We start from the raw sequence: 17,980 nt of genomic DNA, 5'->3' as shown, positions 1-17,980 counted from the left end.
TGTCGAGTTCGATTTTATACAAAAGTTGGGGACGATGAAGTAAAATTGAAACTACTGTTTCTTTAATCTGTTCTCAAATTTTGATTTTTTCCAGGCATCAATCATTGTTTTCTTATCTTCCTCATTATTATAATTAATATTCACACCAAAATCATAACCATTTATCAGTTTGCTGTATAAAATTTGATTAAGAATTACTTTTCCGTCCGGAGCATAAATTGTAGTGTAAAAAGTACTGAATTTAATTCCTTGGATTATTTCTTTTCCTGATGAAGAATCTACTTTTATACCCTGATCAACATAGGTTTGATAAATTAATGCATTTAAATCTTTATTAGTTTGTTCATATTGCCCGGAAAAATCCTCTTTGAATGGCTCTGATGTTGAAGCAAACAAATTAAATTGATTTTTTTGGAAACTAATTAAGTGTTTTAAAGACTTCAAATCCATCTTTTGTCCTGATGATTTTTCTATTGCTTTTTGCCCTTTTTCTTCCTGTTGCTCTGTGATATCTTTTGAAACAATTGACCAACCAGTTGGAACTCGAATCTCCCAGCCAATTTCTCTACTTTTATATATTTCTCCTTTTAAAGTTCCTTCGTCAACTTGTTTATTTGGGTCTTTTCTATCGCATGAAAACAATAATAATGAAATAGTGTATATCAATAATGTTATTCGGGATAATCTCATATTATATTTTTTTTAAATTATTTATTTAGGTTTTTATATAGTGTGTTACTCAAATATCCCCAAAATATACCTATCGTCTACAATTGCATTTGGATTCTCTTTTACTTTTTCTAAAAAGAGGTTCAGATTACGATAAGTTCTAAATTTATAAACCCTTTGCTTATCATTATCTTTTACAAATATTTTCCAAACCCTTTTTTCGTTTATCATTACAGCAGTTCTTTGAACCTCAGTAATAGATGATAATGGATGTTGAACTACGGGTAAATTTAATGTAATGCAATACAGATTATTTGCATCAAAGTAAAGAACCGGTTTTGGAAATAAACGTTTTTCTAAACCAAATAAAAAAAGTGCAGGAGGAGCAGAGAGTCTGTAAAGTTCATCTAAATTAAGATTGGTTCTCTTCTTAAACTCGATTACTCTTTGCTCTTTAATATATTCAATGTACGATAGGATTTTTTTATAATTTAAAATTAAAATGAGTATTACGGCTATAAGAACGAGAATTTTTATGTTCATAATTTGGTTTAATGTTTTATTTTTTGATTAAAGCAATTAGGGTCAAACATAAGAAACTATTCCTAAATAAAAACCATAAACTACACTAAGATAATCGGTGTAATGGTGGTTTTAAATTTATAGAAAAACATCAAATTTATATCGGACAAAATGAATATTACTCAATCGAGCTGATTTTTATATGCTCAAATAACCTTCCTGTATTGGGTAAAAAGTAGAATCCATTTTTATTGAGTTTGTAGAAAGCATCTTCAGACTGAATAGAAGAAATTTGCTTAAGCGTATTGTTTTCAAAAAAGTAAATACCTTCAGATTTTGGAAGCTGTTTTATTTTTAAGTTTTTGGGTACAGAATCAACACTAAGTTTTGCCCCTACATCAGAAACTGAATAGACAGAATTCCCTTTTTTATTATCTTCATAATGTTCAGAATAAAACCAAATACCATTTTTCTGAAAGCTGCCAGTATCTGAATCTGATTTTAATGGTGGAGCGTAAGCAATGATTACAGAATCATTTTCTAAATAACAATTTGTATCAAAAACAAAATAGGATTTATCTTTCTTGCACAATATTTGACTGATCTGCGGATATCTCGAATTTTGCCCCATTGTAATTAATAAATTTTCTTTGCTCAATAAAGTATCGATAGTTTTATATTCTGAATATGTTTCTAAATCGACTTTCTTATAATTATTATTTTTCTCAGAACAGGAGAATAAGACCGTGGCTAAAAATAATAAAGCAGTTTTTTTCATTTTATAATCAATTGGAAGGGGACAAAAAATATTTTTTTAAATGTATTAAATATTTAACTAATGAAGTCCTAATCTTCGGACTTACTTTTTCTTCATTAATAACACATTCAATTTGTGTTGGGGACGTAGAAATAATTTTTAGATTTGTTTAATTGTAAACTTGATAAACAATAATTGACATAAAATACGAAAATAGTATCTTACAAAAACAGCTTTGTTTTTTACCAAAATTAATTTTCGTTTAAGAATTTTAAATATCTTTGAATTATGAGTACAGCAACAAAACCAAAACATATCGGCAGAAATATAAGCCGTATCAGAGAGCTTAAAGATATGAAACAGGAAGCACTGGCACAGGCTTTAGGAATAAGTCAACAGGCAGTTTCTGCTATTGAAAACAGCGAAACTGTAGACGAACAAAAACTAATTGAAGTGGCAAAAGCTCTTGAAGTTTCTGTTGAAGCAATTAAAAACTTTTCGGAAGAAGCGGTTTTAAATATTATTGGTAATACTTATCATGATAATGGTATTGTAAATGCTGGACTTAATTACAGTTGCACTTTTAATCCTTTAGATAAAGTTGTAGAACTTTACGAACGTTTGGTGCAGGCTGAAAAAGATAAAGTTGAGTATTTGGAGAAATTATTGAATGGGAAATAAACGTTGTGAAAATATATTTAATAAAAAAGAGATCTTGTTATAGATCTCTTTTTTGTTTCTTGTGCTCACAGTTGGGCGCTAGAGCTAGGAGGTGTTATCGAATAAGCTTAATTTTTCTTTCGTTCCACTTTTCAGAAATTCGATCATTATTTTTTTTAAAAATTTTTGAGTCTAAACTTGTGTTTGCCCAAGCTTTGATGCTATAATATTCCATTACTGGAATGAGAAGCTTTGGATAATCCCTCTCTGATAGATTTGATTTGCCAATATTTGTGAACTCAATTTTAAAACGTTCATTAATTTCTGATACATTCAAATAATATATTAGCATTATTATAAATTCAAAAAATAACGTCATCGGAATGCTAATTTCAAAAAGTAATCTAACGATGTCACCACCATTTTTTGTGAAAATTGATAATAAAAAAGGTACGCTTAGAATGATTAAATAAATTACAGCTTTATATAACATTAATTTTAAAGTGTTTTCAGTGTGAAATGAACTTTCATAAGAATTTAACGCAAGTTTTTTAATTCCTTGCTCAACTTCATCATTATTATAATAACCAATTGTATTTTCATCTGAATATTTAGTTCCAAAAGAGTTATCAATTAAATCATTTCTTTTTTTCTTTTCAGCACTATGAAAAAGAACTCTTGAAATTATATTTATGATTAAGTAGCCGATCATAGAAACGTAGCTAATGGTTTTTCCTAATTCCAACCAATCATTATAAGGAGAAAGCATTTTTACACTATAAAATTTTAATAAAAACCAATTTAAAAGAATTAATAATGCAGTTATAAATAGGAAAACAAAAGCAGTTTTCTCAAGTTTTCTTATTTGATCATAATTTGAGTCAAATGGAACTATTCTTGTCATATATGCTTAATTAAATTGTGGATAATCAGAACCAAAAATTTCCCGCCACTTATTTATAGACGCTTCTTGATTTTGATCTTCAGTTTCTAAACGATATGCCTCATAACCTTTATGATATGCATCATTTGCTTTTTCAGATATTTTACGTTTGTCGTCTAATGAAAGATCATTAAGATTAGAACAAATTTTTTTTGGATCGTTAACATTGTTAAAAACAGCTGATTTTAAATAATTCCAAAAATTAATAATGTTTATATCGATATGTGGCGATAATTCAGTTTTGCTCTCAACGAAATTTAATACGAAATTTTCAAATAAATAAGAACTGATTGTTGGCATTTTGGCTCGTTTATTCCAATATTTCAAAGTTCTCACTAATTGATGTACCGAGGAATTATATTTTTTATTTAAAGATAAAATATATTCATGGTCTAGACCAGGATTAGCGGCTTTCCAGTTTCCAGAACCGTCTGGAATTAAATAAAAACCACTCGTTGTATAAAAGGCAGGAACAATATCAAAAGTCCAAGCATAAGAAGTCAAATTCAATGTCGCTGCTTCTTGTCTTCGGTGAATCTCTGCTGATTTATACTGAGAAATATTTGACAGACTAGAAACGACTTTATTTACAACTTTTTTTGAATTTAATTTTCCATCGTCTGATAGATTTTTTAATCGGTCGCTTGCATTCTGTGTATGTATATAATACTCGTCCGGTTTAATGGAACTCTGTGAATAAGTAGCGTTATTTCCGCCCAGACAAAAAATTAAATCAATGTCGTCCAGTTCGCGAGTTTTTGTATTGCGGGAAAAAGAACCAAATTTGATATGTTTTTCTTCATATTTAAACGGAAATGTAACATCATTTGATGGAAAGTTATTTAGTTGCGTATATAGCCAATCGCGACTACTACGTGCAGTTTTGGTTTCATCTGAATCAAGATTAACATAATCTCGATTAAATTCTGTAAATGCTGAATTAACTGTTTTAGCCATTATTATTTTCGTTGATATTTAAATGTGGCAATTGATATATATTAGCTACAGTCTTTACAATTGTATCTAACTCGTTTTCTTGTTTTTCAAATATATACATTTTTTCTTGCCAATTTTAAAAAAAAATTATAGCGAATATTAGAAACTGAACATTATGTTAGGTTGATTAGTAAAAAAAGACTGAAAATAAATTCCAGTCTTTTTTTGATATTTCATAGAAAATTATTACCCCAAGAAACTCTTCAACTCCTCATAAGTCCCAATCTTCACACTAACTTTCTTCTCATTAATAACACTTTCAATTTGTGTTGGAATTGGAAGTGTGATTCCCGCTGTTACCAGAAGTTTATCTCATACCAAAATTGTATAAATCTTTTCCGAGTTGAGATACATTAAATCCAGAACTCCATGAACTAGTTTGATATGCAACGCCACATGCATATAAAAGTGCTTCACTTTCTCCATCTCTCGGTATACCTTGTGAAGCTTTGTCTTCAGCTATTTTGAAGCCATGATTAGATAATTGTTGTAAAAAAGGAAAAGCTTTTGGACTTATTGAATCTAAGCATATTGATAAATGATTGAAATATTCCCAATCAATATTTCCATCTACATGAGCTTTAAACAGTTTTGCTAAAATTTTAGATTTTTCTAAGGTTAGAAATGTGTCTAAATAGATCATTATTTGTTCAGTTACATTATTCCGATACTTTTCTTCCGAATTAAATTTTGACCTGAACTGATTAAGCTTTTGTGTGTCGATACTTTGATTATGAAATTCCTTTAGAAAGACAAATAGTTTCTTTACAAAAAACCTCTCTTTAATACTAACGCCAATTTTTCCAACAGCATAGATAGTTTTTATAAATGGGATTTCTTTTAAGACTCCATCTGCTAAGAAACTATCCAATACCAATTCTGAATAATCTAGACTTAAATCAATACTATTATCAGCAATCTCGTTCGAAATAGCAGATGTTAACGTGTTTTCATTTTGTTGGCTTGTTGTCATGGACAATGTTTCTTTTAAATTTCTGGTAACTCATTTATAGGGGAAATAAACTTTTGCATATACACGTAAAATCAGGTAGCTAAGCGAAACTTTATTTCATTTTCTTACTTTTCAAATATATGTGTTTTTTATTACCAATTTTTACGGATTTCCGTACTTGATATTGTTATATATTAATTCAAAATAATTAATGGTATTGCAATAAAAAAGCGAGTAATTTTTTTACTCGCTTTAATCATTTATTATATGTTTTACCCCAAGAAACTCTTCAACTCCTCATAAGTCCCAATTTTCACACTAACTTTTTCCTCATTAATAACGCTTTCAATTTGTGTTGGAATCGGAAGCGTAATTCCTAAAGCAGGTTCAACCACATCTAAGAATTTAATAGGATGCGCTGTTTCTAAGAAAATTCCAATTGCGTTGGGATGTTTTTCCAATTCTTTTTTCAAACCTAAATAACCAACAGCGCCATGTGGCTCTGCGATATAACCGTCTGTGTTATAAATATTTTTTAGAGCAACTAAAGTTTCTTCATCAGTATAACTATAAGAAGAGAAGTCTTTTTCGAAAGCTTTCAGGTCATTATTGTACAATTCCTGAATTCTAATAAAGTTACTTGGGTTTCCAACATCCATGGCGTTAGAGATTGTTGCTTTAGAAGGTTTTGGATCGTATTTTCCGTTTTCTAAGAATCGTGGTACCGTGTCGTTTACGTTTGTAGACGCTACGAAATGTTCAATTGGTAAGCCTAATTTCTTTGCCATAATTCCGGCGCAGATATTTCCGAAGTTTCCGCTTGGACAAGAGAAAACCAATGGTTTGTTTTGGCTTTTCAAGGCTTTGTAAGCAAAGAAGAAATAAAACATCTGCGGTAACCAGCGCGCAATATTTATAGAGTTTGCAGAAGTCAGGTTTTTATGCGCTAAAGTTTCATCTAAAAACGCTTTTTTTACCATATCCTGGCAATCGTCAAAAACACCGTCCACTTCAAGCGCTTTAATGTTTTGCCCTAAAGTAGTCAATTGTTTTTCCTGAATATCGCTCACTTTTCCTGACGGATATAAAATCACAACATCTACGCCGTCAACGCCTAAAAATCCACTGGCAACGGCTCCGCCTGTATCTCCGGAAGTGGCTACTAAAACGGTGTTTTTAGCATCTTTTTTGTCTTTATTGAAATAGCCCAGACAACGTGACATAAATCGCGCTCCAACGTCTTTAAACGCCATTGTCGGTCCGTGGAATAACTCTAATGAATAAACTCCGTTTTCGACTTTCACAACCGGAAAATCAAAAACTAAAGTATCCGCGATAATTTCTTTTAGTTTTGCTGCAGGTATTTCGTCACCAACGAATTGTTTTATTGCTTCAAAAGCAATTTCTTCGTGGCTTAAACTTTCGATTGTATCAAAAAATGAAGGATCTAAAGCGGTAATATTTTCAGGGAAATATAATCCTTTGTCACTCGCTAATCCTTGTATAACAGCTTCCTGAAAAGAAACTTTTGGGGCATTATGGTTTAAACTGTAGTATTTCATTTTTATTTTAGATTTTTAGACTTTAGATTTTTAGATTTTTAGAAAATAAATTCCAATACTAAAATTCTAAATTCCAATAAATTATGTTTTACTATTTTAATCGCTTTTTTGTCATTTCGACGGAGGAGAAATCTTCGCAAGTAACTCCGCAACGAAAGTCCAATCTTTGTCGAGCTTCTAGCGAAGATTTCTCGTTCCTCGAAATGACAAACTGTATGGCTATGCTTTGCGTCTGTACTTTGTCGAGCTTCTAGCGGAGATTTGCTTCGCCTATTCGCTATCGCTCGGGTCTCCTCCGTCGAAATGACAAACTGAACGGTTATGTTTTGTGTCTGTACTTCGCGTAGGCTTCAACTTCACTCAGCCTGACAAACGCCTCGTATAAATCTTAATACGTAATTCTTAACAATTAATACTTTTCACAATTCACATCTCATATTTTACAAAATGCGTACGCCATCGGGATTAATTTTCGAAACATGAATCTCATAAGGCAAATTCATTTTTTCGTAAACCTCACTCATGGCTTTTGCGATTTGATCTGCGGTTTCTTTTCCTCGGCTTAAAGCAAAAATCGACGGACCGGAACCTGAAATTCCGGAACCTAAAGCACCGTTTTCGTAAGCTGTTTGTTTGATCTGGTCAAATCCCGGGATTAAAACGCTTCTTAAAGGTTCAACGATTTCGTCATGAAGCGATCTTCCAATCAATTCGTAATCTTTCGTGTAAAGACCTGCAACCAATCCACCAACATTTCCCCATTGCATGATGGCGCTTTTTAGGGAAACATTTTGTTTTAAAACTGAACGTGCATCAGACGTTTTTAATTCAATCTGAGGGTGAACTACCGTTGCGAACAATTCCTCTGGGCTATCAATTCGTATAATATCAAGTGGCGAATAACTTCTAACTAAAGTAAATCCGCCTAAAAGGGCAGGAGCAACGTTGTCGGCGTGTGCGTTTCCGCTGGCTAATTTCTCGCCCTGCATCGCAAACTGAACCAAATCTTTACGGGAATATGGTCTTCCTAATAATTCATTAATTCCGAAAACTGCTCCGGCAGAACTGGCAGCACTGCTTCCGATTCCGCTTCCGGCTTTGATGTTTTTATAAATTTCGATTTCAAATCCAAAATCCAATTCGTCCAAAGTAGCTAACATCGCCAAAGCCGCCACACCCGAAACGTTTTTCTCAGTTTCAAGTGGTAAATCGGCACCAACAATTTTAGTAATTCGAACACCTTTCTGATCTGATTTTCGAACGATCATTTCGTCACCCGCATTGTCTAAGCAAAGTCCCAATACGTCAAATCCGCATGAGAGGTTTGCAATAGTTGCCGGGCAAAATAGTTTTATTTCCATTTTTTTAAAGTTTCTAAGTTGCTAAGATTCTGAGTCTCTAAGTTTCTTTTGCAACTTTTTATTTTTAAGTTTCTAAGTGGCTAAGTTTCTGAGATTCTAAGTTTAGTTAAGAAAAAAAACTTAGAATCTTAGCGACTCAGTATCTTAGCATCTTTTACACGTTTCCTATGCGAATTACATCTGCAAAAATTCCTGAAGCGGTTACGGCTGCACCGGCACCGGCTCCTTTGATTAATAAAGGCTGATCTACGTAACGATCGGTGTAGAAAAGCACGATATTGTCTTTTCCTTCCAGATTATAGAAAGGATGATCTTTTGGAATGAATTGAAGACCAACGCTTGCTTTTCCGTTTTCGAATTGCGCTACGTATTTTAGTCTTGAATCTTTAGCTAAAGCTTCTTTGTAAATGTTTTCAAAATGCTGTGAATGTTTGATTAACGATGCAAAAAAGTCATCGTTGTTTGTTGTTGCTAAGCATTCAGCTGGTAAAAACGATTCATTTGCAATAGCGTCAATATCCATTTCGTAACCGCTTTCACGAATTAGAATCAGGATTTTACGCGCTACGTCGATTCCGCTTAAGTCGATTTTAGGATCCGGTTCTGTGAATCCCTGCACTCCGGCTTCTTTAACAACATCATGAAAAGAATTATTCTCATCAAAATTGTTGAAAATAAAGTTCAGACTTCCGGACAAAACCGCCTGAATTTTATGCACTTTATCACCTGAAGCGATCAAGTTTTTTACAGTATCGATAATCGGTAATCCCGCACCAACATTCGTTTCAAATAAAAACGGAGCGTTATACTGGCGAGATAAACTTTTCAGTTTTTTATAATTGTCGTAAGCAGATGAACAGGCAATTTTGTTACAGGTTACAACGGCAATGCTTTCTTTTAAGAATTTCTCGTACATTTCAGAAACGCTTGCATTTGCAGTAATATCTACGAAAATGCTGTTTCTTAAATTCAGTTCTTTTGCACGTGCGATGAATTCTGTCGGAATAGCAGCTTCTCCTTTTTCTAAAGTTGACTGCCAGTCTTTTAGAGAAATTCCGTCTTCGTCAAAAAACATTTTTCTGGAGTTCGACAAAGCAATTACGCGAACATTAATTTTTAGAACCTCTTTTAAGAATTTCTTTTGAGAGTGAATTTGTTCAATGAATTTCTCACCCACATTTCCAACACCCATTACGAATAAATTCAGCTGTTTGGTGTTCTCTTCAAAGAAGTTTTCGTGTAAAGTATTTAAAGCTTTCTTAACATCTCTTTCGTTGATTACTGCTGAAATATTTCTTTCAGAAGCACCCTGAGCAATCGCACGGATGTTTACGTTATTTTTTCCTAAAGTACTGAACATTCTTCCGCTCAGACCTTGATGATTTTTCATGTTTTCACCTACCAAAGCAATAATGCAAAGGTCTTTTTCGACAATGCAAGGGTCGATTTTGTTTTGTAAAATCTCAACGTCAAAAGCTTTGTTGATCGCTTCTTCGGCATTTTCAGCATCCGAATTCAGGATTCCGATACAAATTGAATGCTCAGAAGAGGCCTGAGTAATAAATATAACGTTGATTTTTTCGTGTGACAATACTTCAAACAAACGTTTTGATGAACCTGAAACCCCAATCATTCCCGGGCCTTCAAGCGTCAGTAACGAAATATGGTCAATATGGCTGATTCCTTTTACAGGAGTAGTCTGCTCTGAAATTTTGTTCGAAATCAGAGTACCTTCTGCTTCCGGTTCAAATGTATTTTTGATTAAAATTGGAATGTTTTTTCTTAAAACCGGCTGAATCGTTGGCGGATATAATACTTTGGCACCAAAATGAGACAATTCCATCGCTTCCTGATACGAAATATTTGCAATTGGCTGTGCCTGTTTTACAATTTTTGGATTGGCAGTAAACATTCCGTTTACGTCTGTCCAGATTTCAAGCTGTTCAGCATTGATTGCTCCGGCAATGATAGCAGCAGTATAATCAGAACCGCCACGTCCTAAAGTTGATGTGATGCCATCAAGAGTCTGAGCAATAAAGCCAGGCAAAATAGTAATTCGGGATTGATTCTCTGCAAAATATTCCTGAATCAAAACATTTGAAACTTCAAAATTTACAACCGCTTTGCTAAAGTCATTATTCGTTTTGATTAATTCACGGCTGTCTTTATAAACTGAATCTTTGCTAATTTGCTGATAGGCCTGAGCAATGATATATGAAGAAAGTAATTCGCCAAAACTCAAAATAGTATCTGCAGTTCTTGGGGATAATTCGCCCAAAAGGAAACAGCCATCCAGTAAAGTTTCTAAATGATTGATGATTCTTTTTACGTGGCTCAGCAAACTGCTCTGTTCGCTAACCGGAATCAGTTCTTTTAAAGTATCTAAGTGTTTTTTCTCGATTTCAGCAACGATATCCCTGAAGGTTTCATCATTTTCAGCTGCTTTTGCTGCTGCCAGATGTAGCAAATCGGTTACTTTGCTTAATGCCGAAACAACAACAACGAGTTTGTCCTTTTCGGCTTTTTGTTTAACAATTTCGAGAACGAGTTTTATATTTTGTGCATTGGCAACCGAAGTTCCGCCAAATTTTAATACTTTCATTTTGATGTTTTTTTCTTTTATGCAAATATTTTTATGTATCCAAAGTCTTTCTTCTTTCAGGAAAAAAGTATAGATAAACAGGATTATATGTAAAAATGTATACCCCTAAGGGGTTGTAGTTGTTGTAGTAGAAATAATTGTAGCAGCAATTGCAACTTCTGATTGAGTTGTCATTGTAGATTGATATTTTGTGCTGTTACGTTTCATTTTTGATTTTTCAAAAGTACAGTTTTTTATAAAAGTTAAAAAGCTAAATTGTTTTTTTGCGAATATTTTAATAAAACAAATGATAAAAAATCAATATTGAGTATTTGTTAAAATTACACGCTCTAAGTTGGGTTTTTGATATATTTAAGATTAAAATTCATCTGATCAAAGAATTTGTTTTTAACTGGATTTGCACTAAAAGCGGTATTTGTGTTTCTAAGTTAGGATTGTGAAATAAATAATTTTAAAAATCACTTGATTAGAAATTTTAATTATTGTGATAAATTGTTGCTTTTTAATGTTGATTTGTTGAATTTTGATGTTTTAATTTGAAATCACCATGAGGGAAATCCATTATATTAGTACTGAAACCATAACTTTAGAGACTTTGCAGGAAATTTTAAGTCACGATAAGGCATTAGAATTATCTGAAGAAGCAAAAGTAAATGTGCAGAAATGCCGTGATTATCTGGATAAAAAAATGGCTTCCCATTCTGAACCTATTTATGGTATTAATACTGGTTTTGGATCGCTTTACAGTGTGAAAATTTCGAATGAAAACTTGTCCAAACTTCAGGAAAACCTTGTAAAATCTCATGCTTGCGGAACCGGTGAAGAAGTGCCGGCTGAAATTGTAAAATTAATGCTGCTTCTTAAAATTCAGTCCTTGAGCTACGGACATTCAGGGATTCAGCTGCAGACATTAAATCGTCTGGTTGATTTTTATAATAATGATATTCTTCCGGTTATCTATACACAGGGTTCACTCGGAGCTTCAGGAGATTTAGCTCCTTTGGCGCATTTATCTTTGCCTTTGATAGGAGAGGGTGAAGTTTATTTTGAAGGAAAAAGAAGGATTTCTGCCGAAGTTTTGAAACATTTTAACTGGGAACCGATTATTTTACAATCCAAAGAAGGGTTGGCTTTATTGAACGGAACACAGTTTATGGGGGCTTACGGAGTTCATATTTTGATTAAAGCCTATAAATATTCGTATCTGGCAGATTTGATTGGAACGATTTCTCTGGAAGCTTTTGATGGAAGGATAGAACCTTTTAATGAACTGATACATTTTATACGTCCTCATAAAGGTCAGATTGTAACGGCACAGCGAATTAATGAATTTTTAGAAGGAAGCGAAATTATTGTACAGCAAAAAAAGCATGTTCAGGATCCGTATTCTTTCCGTTGTATGCCTCAGGTTCACGGAGCTTCAAAAGATGCTATTGATTATGTTCGAAAGGTATTCAAAACTGAAATTAACTCTGTTACAGATAATCCAAATATATTTATAGAATCTGATCAGATCATTTCAGGAGGAAATTTCCACGGACAGCCTTTGGCATTGGCATTGGATTTTATAGCAATTGCTTTGGCAGAATTGGGAAGCATTTCTGAAAGAAGAACGTATCAGTTAATTTCGGGTTTACGCAATCTTCCGGCATTTTTGGTTGATAATCCGGGCCTGAATTCAGGATTGATGATTCCACAATACACAGCAGCAAGTATTGCAAGTCAGAACAAACAGCTGGCAACACCTTCAAGTGTTGATAGTATTGTTTCGAGCAACGGGCAGGAAGATCATGTAAGTATGGGAGCAAACGGAGCTACAAAAGCGTTAAAAGTTATGGATAATTTAGAACGTATTCTGGCAATAGAATTGTTAAATGCTTCGCAGGCTATTGCATACAGAGAACCATTAAAATCAAGCGATTTTATCGAAATGTTCTTAAGCAGTTACAGAGAAATTGTGCCTTTGGTTAAGGAAGACAGGATTTTACATTATGATATTGAGAAGACCATTTTGTTCCTGAGTAGTTTCCAAATTGAAAACGATTTGTTAACAATGGCTTAACATTGTAAAACAATATTGAAGTAATTTTGCACTATCAAAAATATAAAAATGTCAATAAACAGTATTTTCCAATTTTTAGTGCCGAAAGACAAAAAATTCTTTCCACTTTTTGAAGAAGCTTCAAGCAATTTAATTGAATTAGCTTCTAACTTACACGAAGCTGTAAATCTTCCATTGAAAGAAAGAGAAGTTCTTTTTCAGAAAATTGATGAATTAGAGCAAAAAGGAGAAGACATTACACGTCAAACCAATCTTGAATTGAGTAGAAACTTCATTACTCCGTTTGACAGAGAGGATATTCACACATTGATCACTTCGATTGATAACGTTGCAGATTATTTGCACGGTGCAGCAAGCAGAATGAGATTGTATCAGGTGGATAAGATTACAAAATCGATCAGAAAAATGACAGAAATCAACCTTGAAGCATGTCAAAACATTGACAGTGCGGTAAAAGAGTTGAGAAACTTAAAGAATTTCAAAGTAATTAAAGATGCTTGTGTCAGAATCAATAAACTGGAAAACAAGTCGGATAACGTATATAACAAAGCAGTTTTTGAAATTTTTGAAAACGAAACTGACGCTAAAAATATTATTAAATATAAAGAAGTGTTATCTGTTTTAGAATCAGCAACAGACAAATGTAAGAGTGTTGCCAACATACTGGAATCTATTTCTGTAAAACATTCTTAATTAAATTTTTCATTCTGAAGTTATAATTTATGACGCTACTTATAATTATTATAGTATTAGCTTTAATTTTTGATTACATCAACGGTTTTCATGATGCGGCAAATGCTATAGCGACTGTTGTTGCAACAAAGGTTTTGACGCCTTTTCAGGCCGTTCTTTGGGCAGCATTTTTTAACTTTCTGGCGTACTGGGTTTTCGGATTTGGAGTTGCGGATACTGTTGCCAAGACAGCGCACACGATGGAAATTAACCTGGTAGTTATTTTAGCAGGTGTTATTGCGGCAATCTGTTGGAACTTATTGACCTGGTGGTTAGGAATTCCTTCCAGTTCATCCCATACTTTGATTGGAGGTTTTGCAGGAGCAGCTATAGCGCATGCAATTGCAGTTCATGGTTTTTCAGGTTATGCCGGAGAAGACGGAACAACACATTACTGGTACGAAATCGTAAGCTGGTATAAGGCTGGAAAGGATGGCGGAATGCCTTCGGGTGTTATCATTATTATTGCTTTTATTGTATTAGCACCTTTATTAGGAGCGTTAGCCTCTTATTTAATATCAATTTGGTTGTTAAACGCTTCCCGTAAAAATATTGGTCCTAAAATATTTACTATAGCTTTAATGATTGCAACAATTTGGTTTGTTTATGCTCAAATGGTTCCCTATGAAGTTATAAAAGCAGAAGGAAAGCCTCGTTTTGAATCACATTTCTGGAGTGTAGTCTTTGATGGGCATAATATTAAATGGTTTTTAGTTGCTTTTATCATCTTAACGGTAAGTGCTTTTTGTTTGATATTTAGCAGTTTAAATCTTCATCAGGCTGATGCAGCTTTGAAAAAGATGCAATTACTTTCTTCAGCGGCATTCAGTTTAGGTCACGGAGGAAACGATTCTCAAAAAGTTATGGGTATTATTGCAGCTGCTGTTGCAGTTTATATCAATACAAATCCGGGAGTTCACATGGATTCATGGTTAGATGTTGTTTTGCCTAATGATGACAAGGGAATAAAAGGTGTAATGCCAGGCTGGATTCCGCTGGCGTGTTATTCTGCAATTGCTGCAGGAACTTTGAGCGGTGGCTGGAAAATTGTAAAAACGATGGGATCTAAAATTACAAAAGTAAGTTCGTTTGAAGGTGTGGCTGCTGAAACTGCAGGTGCTTTGACACTTTACTTTACAGAGCATTTAAAAATTCCGGTAAGTACAACGCATACCATTACAGGATCTATTATTGGGGTTGGATTAACGAAACGTGTATCTGCTGTTAGATGGGGAGTAACCGTAAGTTTGATCTGGGCATGGGTATTAACGATTCCTATTTCGGCTCTTTTAGCAGGATTGGTTTACTTTGTGTTGAGTGTTTTTATCTAAATGGGTAAAATGATTTTTGTGAAATGTGAGATGTAAAATCACATTTTGATACATATAAAAAAGCTGGTTTCTTAATTGAAACCAGCTTTTTGTTTTTTTGTGGATGTTAAAAAGGCTTATTTTTTCCAGTTTAACTGTAAGGCATAACATGTTTTTTCTCCTTTGGTGATACTAAAAGTAGTAGCCGAGCTCTCTTCAATATCGCTTTCGTGAATTATTACAGTATCTTTTAATGAAAGCTCTTTCATGAAATTCATTTCAAAGCTTTTTACTTCCTGCTTCAGAATTCTTTTGGGATTCACATGGTCGAGACACCATTCCAGATATTTTACGTTATTAACGTGGTTTACAATATCGAGATCCGATAAATAAACTATTTTTTCGAATATGGCTTCTTTTTCGTGATTGATATTAATTTTTGAAAAACCTTCTGTTGTGGCTCTTTTTTCAGGGAATAATTTAAAATGTTCATAAGGTAATGCCAAGGCCTCAGGACGGCGTAATTGTGTGTTAAAAACGGCCCAATACGTTTCGCAGCCCACTATTTTTTTTCCGTTGACGTACATTTCCAGCGCACGTACAGATCGTGAGTTTTCCAGGCTGTTAATCCAGGTCGTTACAGTTACAATATCTCCGGATTTTGGCAAATCTGAAATCTCAACGCGCATTCTGCTCAAAACCCATGCCTGATGAAACTCCTGCATATCAGAAAAGCTGATACCGCCAACTTCAGAATGTGCCGCCGCTGTCAATTGTAAAATATTACAGAGATCTGTATATTTTAAAGAGCCGTTTGGGGTACATTGTGTGAAATTGATTTCCCAGTCTTTGCTTAGAATGGATGTGAAGTTTGGTGATATTGGCATTAATTTAGACTTCTTAGATTATTAGAATTTTAGATTTTAGATCTTAGATTCAATATATGTTATGATTTCGCTTTTTGGCGCAGCATAATCGAACCATTTCGTGTTTTCATTTCGTTTGAACCACGTTAATTGTCTTTTGGAAAATCTTCGGGTATTTTTTTTAATTTCCTCAATGGCAAACGGCAAAGTGAATTCTCCGTCAAAATAACTGAATAATTCTCTATAACCGACGGTTTGAAGCGCATTTAACGCTTTGTTAGGATATAATGTTTTTGCTTCTTCAAGTAAACCTTCGTTCATCATAATAGCAACACGTTGGTTGATACGGTTGTAAATTATTTCTCTGTCCGCTTCTAAACCAATTAGGATGGGAGTGAAGTTTCGGTTGTTTTTCTTCTGGTTCAAAAAGGATGAATATGGTTTTTGAGTTCCTATGCAGACTTCTGTGAAACGCATCATTCGTTGTGGATTCTGTAATGTCTGTGGATTTTCTAAAGTAATTTTTTGAAAATAATCAGGATCCAGGTTTTTCAATTGTTCCTGAAGATATTCGATTCCGAGTTTTTCGTAGTTTGAATTGACTTCTGAGCGTACTTTGGGGTTGATTTCGGGAAACTCGTCAAAGCCTTTTAATATGGCATCAACATACAATCCGGAACCGCCGATCAGAATTGCGAAATCATTATTTTGAAACAATTCTTCGATTTTTGCTAAAGCTTCTTTTTCGTAATCACCAACAGTATAATTCTCGAATATCGATTTATTTTGAATGAAGTGATGTGTTGCTGCTGCAAGTTCATCCTGATTTGGAACGGCTGTACCAATGGTCATTTCTTTAAAAAACTGACGGCTGTCACAGGATATTATTTCGCAATTAAAATGTTTTGCCAATGCAATGCTTAAGGCTGTTTTGCCTATGGCTGTTGGTCCGACAATGGTAATTAGGTATTTCATATGTTTTTTAGCCCGGATGGAAATGGAAACCCCGGACTTATATTTGTTAGTTTTTGCGGCTTAAAAGAAGCGACTTTAGAAGCTGCTTTTATGACTTAAAAAACAACAAAGATAAGGAGGAGTTGCAATGTACAGCCGGAATAGCTTCATAAATTAATGATGTAATTCGGTTCCGCACTCGTGACAGAATTTAGCATTGTCAAAATGAAGCTGTGAACCGCAGATCTGACAAGAGGTTTTTGTAGAGACGGTATTGTTTCTGAGACTTTTTTTAGCAAATTCGGCAGTTACGATTCCGGTTGGAACTGCTATGATTCCGTAACCCAAAATCATGACCAGCGCCGCTATAAACTGTCCTAATGGAGTTTGAGGAGAAATATCTCCGTAACCAACGGTTGTCAGTGTTACAATTGTCCAGTAGATCCCCATTGGAATACTCGTAAACCCGGAATCTTTTCCTTCGACCAGATACATTAAAGAACCAATGATTACGGTACTGATAAGTACGAAATAAATAAAAACAAGTATTTTTTCCTTACTGGCTTCAATTGCTTCCTTCAGTTGAAAGGACTGATGTGAGATTTGAGGAATATGCAGTATTTTGAATAATCTGAAGAAACGAAGTGCGCGTATAATGGATAAAATACTTGCTCCGGGGAAAAATATAGATAAATACATAGGTAAAACAGCCAATAAATCGATTATGCCGTAAAAACTGAAAATGTATTTAACCGGTTTTTGGATGGAAATAATCCTCAAAACATATTCAATGGTAAAAAATATAGTAATTATCCATTCGCAGATCCATAATTGGTAATGATATTTGGAACTGATGCCCTGAACTGTGTCGAGCATTATTAGCAGAACGCTCAATAAAATCAAACCTAAGAGAACTAAATCGAACATTCTTCCTAAAATGGTATTAGTACCATACAGAATGATTTTGACTTTTTCCCTGAAGATTTCGTATTGTGATTTTTTGTTTTTCATATCCTTAAAGATAATGAAAGT

16 protein-coding genes are annotated in these 17,980 nt (G+C 33.7%); 4 read left to right on the top strand and 12 right to left on the bottom strand.

The features are described 5' to 3' along the window. Positions 1–51: 51 nt before the first annotated feature. The 3 genes from FLACHUCJ7_RS19995 to FLACHUCJ7_RS19985 all read right to left on the bottom strand — a co-directional run bounded on the left by FLACHUCJ7_RS19995 (position 52) and on the right by FLACHUCJ7_RS19985 (position 1,969). Complete coding sequence (locus FLACHUCJ7_RS19995; protein WP_123922085.1) at positions 52–690, bottom strand: hypothetical protein; 639 nt, start codon at positions 688–690, stop codon at positions 52–54. Between the two features lie 45 nt (positions 691–735). Continuing rightward, entirely contained in the window at positions 736–1,212 is a 477-nt protein-coding gene (locus FLACHUCJ7_RS19990; protein WP_180910190.1) for a hypothetical protein, read from the bottom strand. A 157-nt stretch (positions 1,213–1,369) separates the two neighbouring features. Then, positions 1,370–1,969 carry a hypothetical protein gene (locus FLACHUCJ7_RS19985; RefSeq protein WP_078229834.1) on the bottom strand — a complete coding sequence of 200 codons (600 nt, stop codon included), beginning with the start codon at positions 1,967–1,969 and terminating at the stop codon, positions 1,370–1,372. Positions 1,970–2,236: 267 nt separating this feature from the next. Here FLACHUCJ7_RS19985 and FLACHUCJ7_RS19980 point away from each other — a divergent pair, with 267 nt between their 5' ends. Continuing rightward, complete coding sequence (locus FLACHUCJ7_RS19980; RefSeq protein WP_180910189.1) at positions 2,237–2,629, top strand: helix-turn-helix domain-containing protein; 393 nt, start codon at positions 2,237–2,239, stop codon at positions 2,627–2,629. Between the two features lie 94 nt (positions 2,630–2,723). Here the strand turns inward: FLACHUCJ7_RS19980 and FLACHUCJ7_RS19975 are convergent, their stop codons facing one another. The 6 genes from FLACHUCJ7_RS19975 to thrA form a co-directional block, all read right to left on the bottom strand. Next, positions 2,724–3,512 carry a hypothetical protein gene (locus FLACHUCJ7_RS19975; RefSeq protein ID WP_180910188.1) on the bottom strand — a complete coding sequence of 263 codons (789 nt, stop codon included), beginning with the start codon at positions 3,510–3,512 and terminating at the stop codon, positions 2,724–2,726. 6 nt (positions 3,513–3,518) lie between these two features. Then, positions 3,519–4,508: an SMODS domain-containing nucleotidyltransferase gene (locus FLACHUCJ7_RS19970; RefSeq protein WP_180910187.1), complete on the bottom strand. Its 990-nt coding sequence runs from the start codon at positions 4,506–4,508 to the stop codon at positions 3,519–3,521. Between the two features lie 346 nt (positions 4,509–4,854). After that, positions 4,855–5,520: a hypothetical protein gene (locus FLACHUCJ7_RS19965; RefSeq protein WP_180910186.1), complete on the bottom strand. Its 666-nt coding sequence runs from the start codon at positions 5,518–5,520 to the stop codon at positions 4,855–4,857. Between the two features lie 251 nt (positions 5,521–5,771). Then, positions 5,772–7,061 carry a threonine synthase gene (gene thrC, locus FLACHUCJ7_RS19960; protein ID WP_180910185.1) on the bottom strand — a complete coding sequence of 430 codons (1,290 nt, stop codon included), beginning with the start codon at positions 7,059–7,061 and terminating at the stop codon, positions 5,772–5,774. 440 nt (positions 7,062–7,501) lie between these two features. Next, positions 7,502–8,422, bottom strand: coding sequence for a homoserine kinase (locus FLACHUCJ7_RS19955; RefSeq protein WP_180910184.1), 921 nt, complete (start codon positions 8,420–8,422; stop codon positions 7,502–7,504). Positions 8,423–8,576: 154 nt separating this feature from the next. Further along, positions 8,577–11,024, bottom strand: a complete 2,448-nt coding sequence (gene thrA / locus FLACHUCJ7_RS19950; protein WP_180910183.1) for a bifunctional aspartate kinase/homoserine dehydrogenase I — start codon at positions 11,022–11,024, stop codon at positions 8,577–8,579. A gap of 547 nt (positions 11,025–11,571) precedes the next feature. Here thrA and hutH point away from each other — a divergent pair. Genes hutH through FLACHUCJ7_RS19935 form a run of 3 tightly spaced genes read left to right on the top strand, consistent with a single transcriptional unit; the run spans position 11,572 to position 15,149 of the window. Continuing rightward, positions 11,572–13,086 (top strand): histidine ammonia-lyase, encoded by a 1,515-nt coding sequence (gene hutH / locus FLACHUCJ7_RS19945; RefSeq protein ID WP_180910182.1) that lies wholly within the window; start codon positions 11,572–11,574, stop codon positions 13,084–13,086. Between the two features lie 48 nt (positions 13,087–13,134). Continuing rightward, positions 13,135–13,779 (top strand): DUF47 domain-containing protein, encoded by a 645-nt coding sequence (locus tag FLACHUCJ7_RS19940; RefSeq protein WP_078229841.1) that lies wholly within the window; start codon positions 13,135–13,137, stop codon positions 13,777–13,779. 29 nt (positions 13,780–13,808) lie between these two features. Then, positions 13,809–15,149, top strand: coding sequence for an inorganic phosphate transporter (locus tag FLACHUCJ7_RS19935; RefSeq protein ID WP_078229842.1), 1,341 nt, complete (start codon positions 13,809–13,811; stop codon positions 15,147–15,149). A 116-nt stretch (positions 15,150–15,265) separates the two neighbouring features. On the opposite strand, the gene FLACHUCJ7_RS19930 is transcribed toward FLACHUCJ7_RS19935, so the two are convergent. The 3 genes from FLACHUCJ7_RS19930 to FLACHUCJ7_RS19920 all read right to left on the bottom strand — a co-directional run bounded on the left by FLACHUCJ7_RS19930 (position 15,266) and on the right by FLACHUCJ7_RS19920 (position 17,959). Continuing rightward, the gene (locus FLACHUCJ7_RS19930) at positions 15,266–16,015 is read right to left on the bottom strand and encodes an acyl-[acyl-carrier-protein] thioesterase (protein WP_180910181.1); all 750 of its coding nucleotides are present in this window, start codon (positions 16,013–16,015) and stop codon (positions 15,266–15,268) included. A 36-nt stretch (positions 16,016–16,051) separates the two neighbouring features. After that, positions 16,052–16,969 (bottom strand): tRNA (adenosine(37)-N6)-dimethylallyltransferase MiaA, encoded by a 918-nt coding sequence (gene miaA / locus FLACHUCJ7_RS19925; RefSeq protein WP_180910180.1) that lies wholly within the window; start codon positions 16,967–16,969, stop codon positions 16,052–16,054. Between the two features lie 153 nt (positions 16,970–17,122). After that, positions 17,123–17,959 carry an ion transporter gene (locus FLACHUCJ7_RS19920; RefSeq protein ID WP_180910179.1) on the bottom strand — a complete coding sequence of 279 codons (837 nt, stop codon included), beginning with the start codon at positions 17,957–17,959 and terminating at the stop codon, positions 17,123–17,125. Positions 17,960–17,980 lie beyond the last annotated feature (21 nt).

Source organism: Flavobacterium salmonis, from assembly GCF_903819435.1.
Classification (GTDB): Bacteria; Bacteroidota; Bacteroidia; order Flavobacteriales; family Flavobacteriaceae; genus Flavobacterium; species Flavobacterium chungangense.
This window is presented reverse-complemented; position numbering and strand designations above follow the sequence as displayed.

Coding starts and splice junctions, on each gene's coding strand:
- thrC (WP_180910185.1), bottom strand. CDS start 7,061: ATGAAATACTACAGTTTAAACCATAATGCCCCAAAAGTTTCTTTTCAG.
- FLACHUCJ7_RS19955 (WP_180910184.1), bottom strand. CDS start 8,422: ATGGAAATAAAACTATTTTGCCCGGCAACTATTGCAAACCTCTCATGC.
- FLACHUCJ7_RS19995 (WP_123922085.1), bottom strand. CDS start 690: ATGAGATTATCCCGAATAACATTATTGATATACACTATTTCATTATTA.
- thrA (WP_180910183.1), bottom strand. CDS start 11,024: ATGAAAGTATTAAAATTTGGCGGAACTTCGGTTGCCAATGCACAAAAT.
- miaA (WP_180910180.1), bottom strand. CDS start 16,969: ATGAAATACCTAATTACCATTGTCGGACCAACAGCCATAGGCAAAACA.
- FLACHUCJ7_RS19935 (WP_078229842.1), top strand. CDS start 13,809: ATGACGCTACTTATAATTATTATAGTATTAGCTTTAATTTTTGATTAC.
- FLACHUCJ7_RS19930 (WP_180910181.1), bottom strand. CDS start 16,015: ATGCCAATATCACCAAACTTCACATCCATTCTAAGCAAAGACTGGGAA.
- FLACHUCJ7_RS19975 (WP_180910188.1), bottom strand. CDS start 3,512: ATGACAAGAATAGTTCCATTTGACTCAAATTATGATCAAATAAGAAAA.
- FLACHUCJ7_RS19965 (WP_180910186.1), bottom strand. CDS start 5,520: ATGACAACAAGCCAACAAAATGAAAACACGTTAACATCTGCTATTTCG.
- FLACHUCJ7_RS19970 (WP_180910187.1), bottom strand. CDS start 4,508: ATGGCTAAAACAGTTAATTCAGCATTTACAGAATTTAATCGAGATTAT.
- FLACHUCJ7_RS19985 (WP_078229834.1), bottom strand. CDS start 1,969: ATGAAAAAAACTGCTTTATTATTTTTAGCCACGGTCTTATTCTCCTGT.
- FLACHUCJ7_RS19980 (WP_180910189.1), top strand. CDS start 2,237: ATGAGTACAGCAACAAAACCAAAACATATCGGCAGAAATATAAGCCGT.
- FLACHUCJ7_RS19940 (WP_078229841.1), top strand. CDS start 13,135: ATGTCAATAAACAGTATTTTCCAATTTTTAGTGCCGAAAGACAAAAAA.
- FLACHUCJ7_RS19990 (WP_180910190.1), bottom strand. CDS start 1,212: ATGAACATAAAAATTCTCGTTCTTATAGCCGTAATACTCATTTTAATT.
- hutH (WP_180910182.1), top strand. CDS start 11,572: ATGAGGGAAATCCATTATATTAGTACTGAAACCATAACTTTAGAGACT.
- FLACHUCJ7_RS19920 (WP_180910179.1), bottom strand. CDS start 17,959: ATGAAAAACAAAAAATCACAATACGAAATCTTCAGGGAAAAAGTCAAA.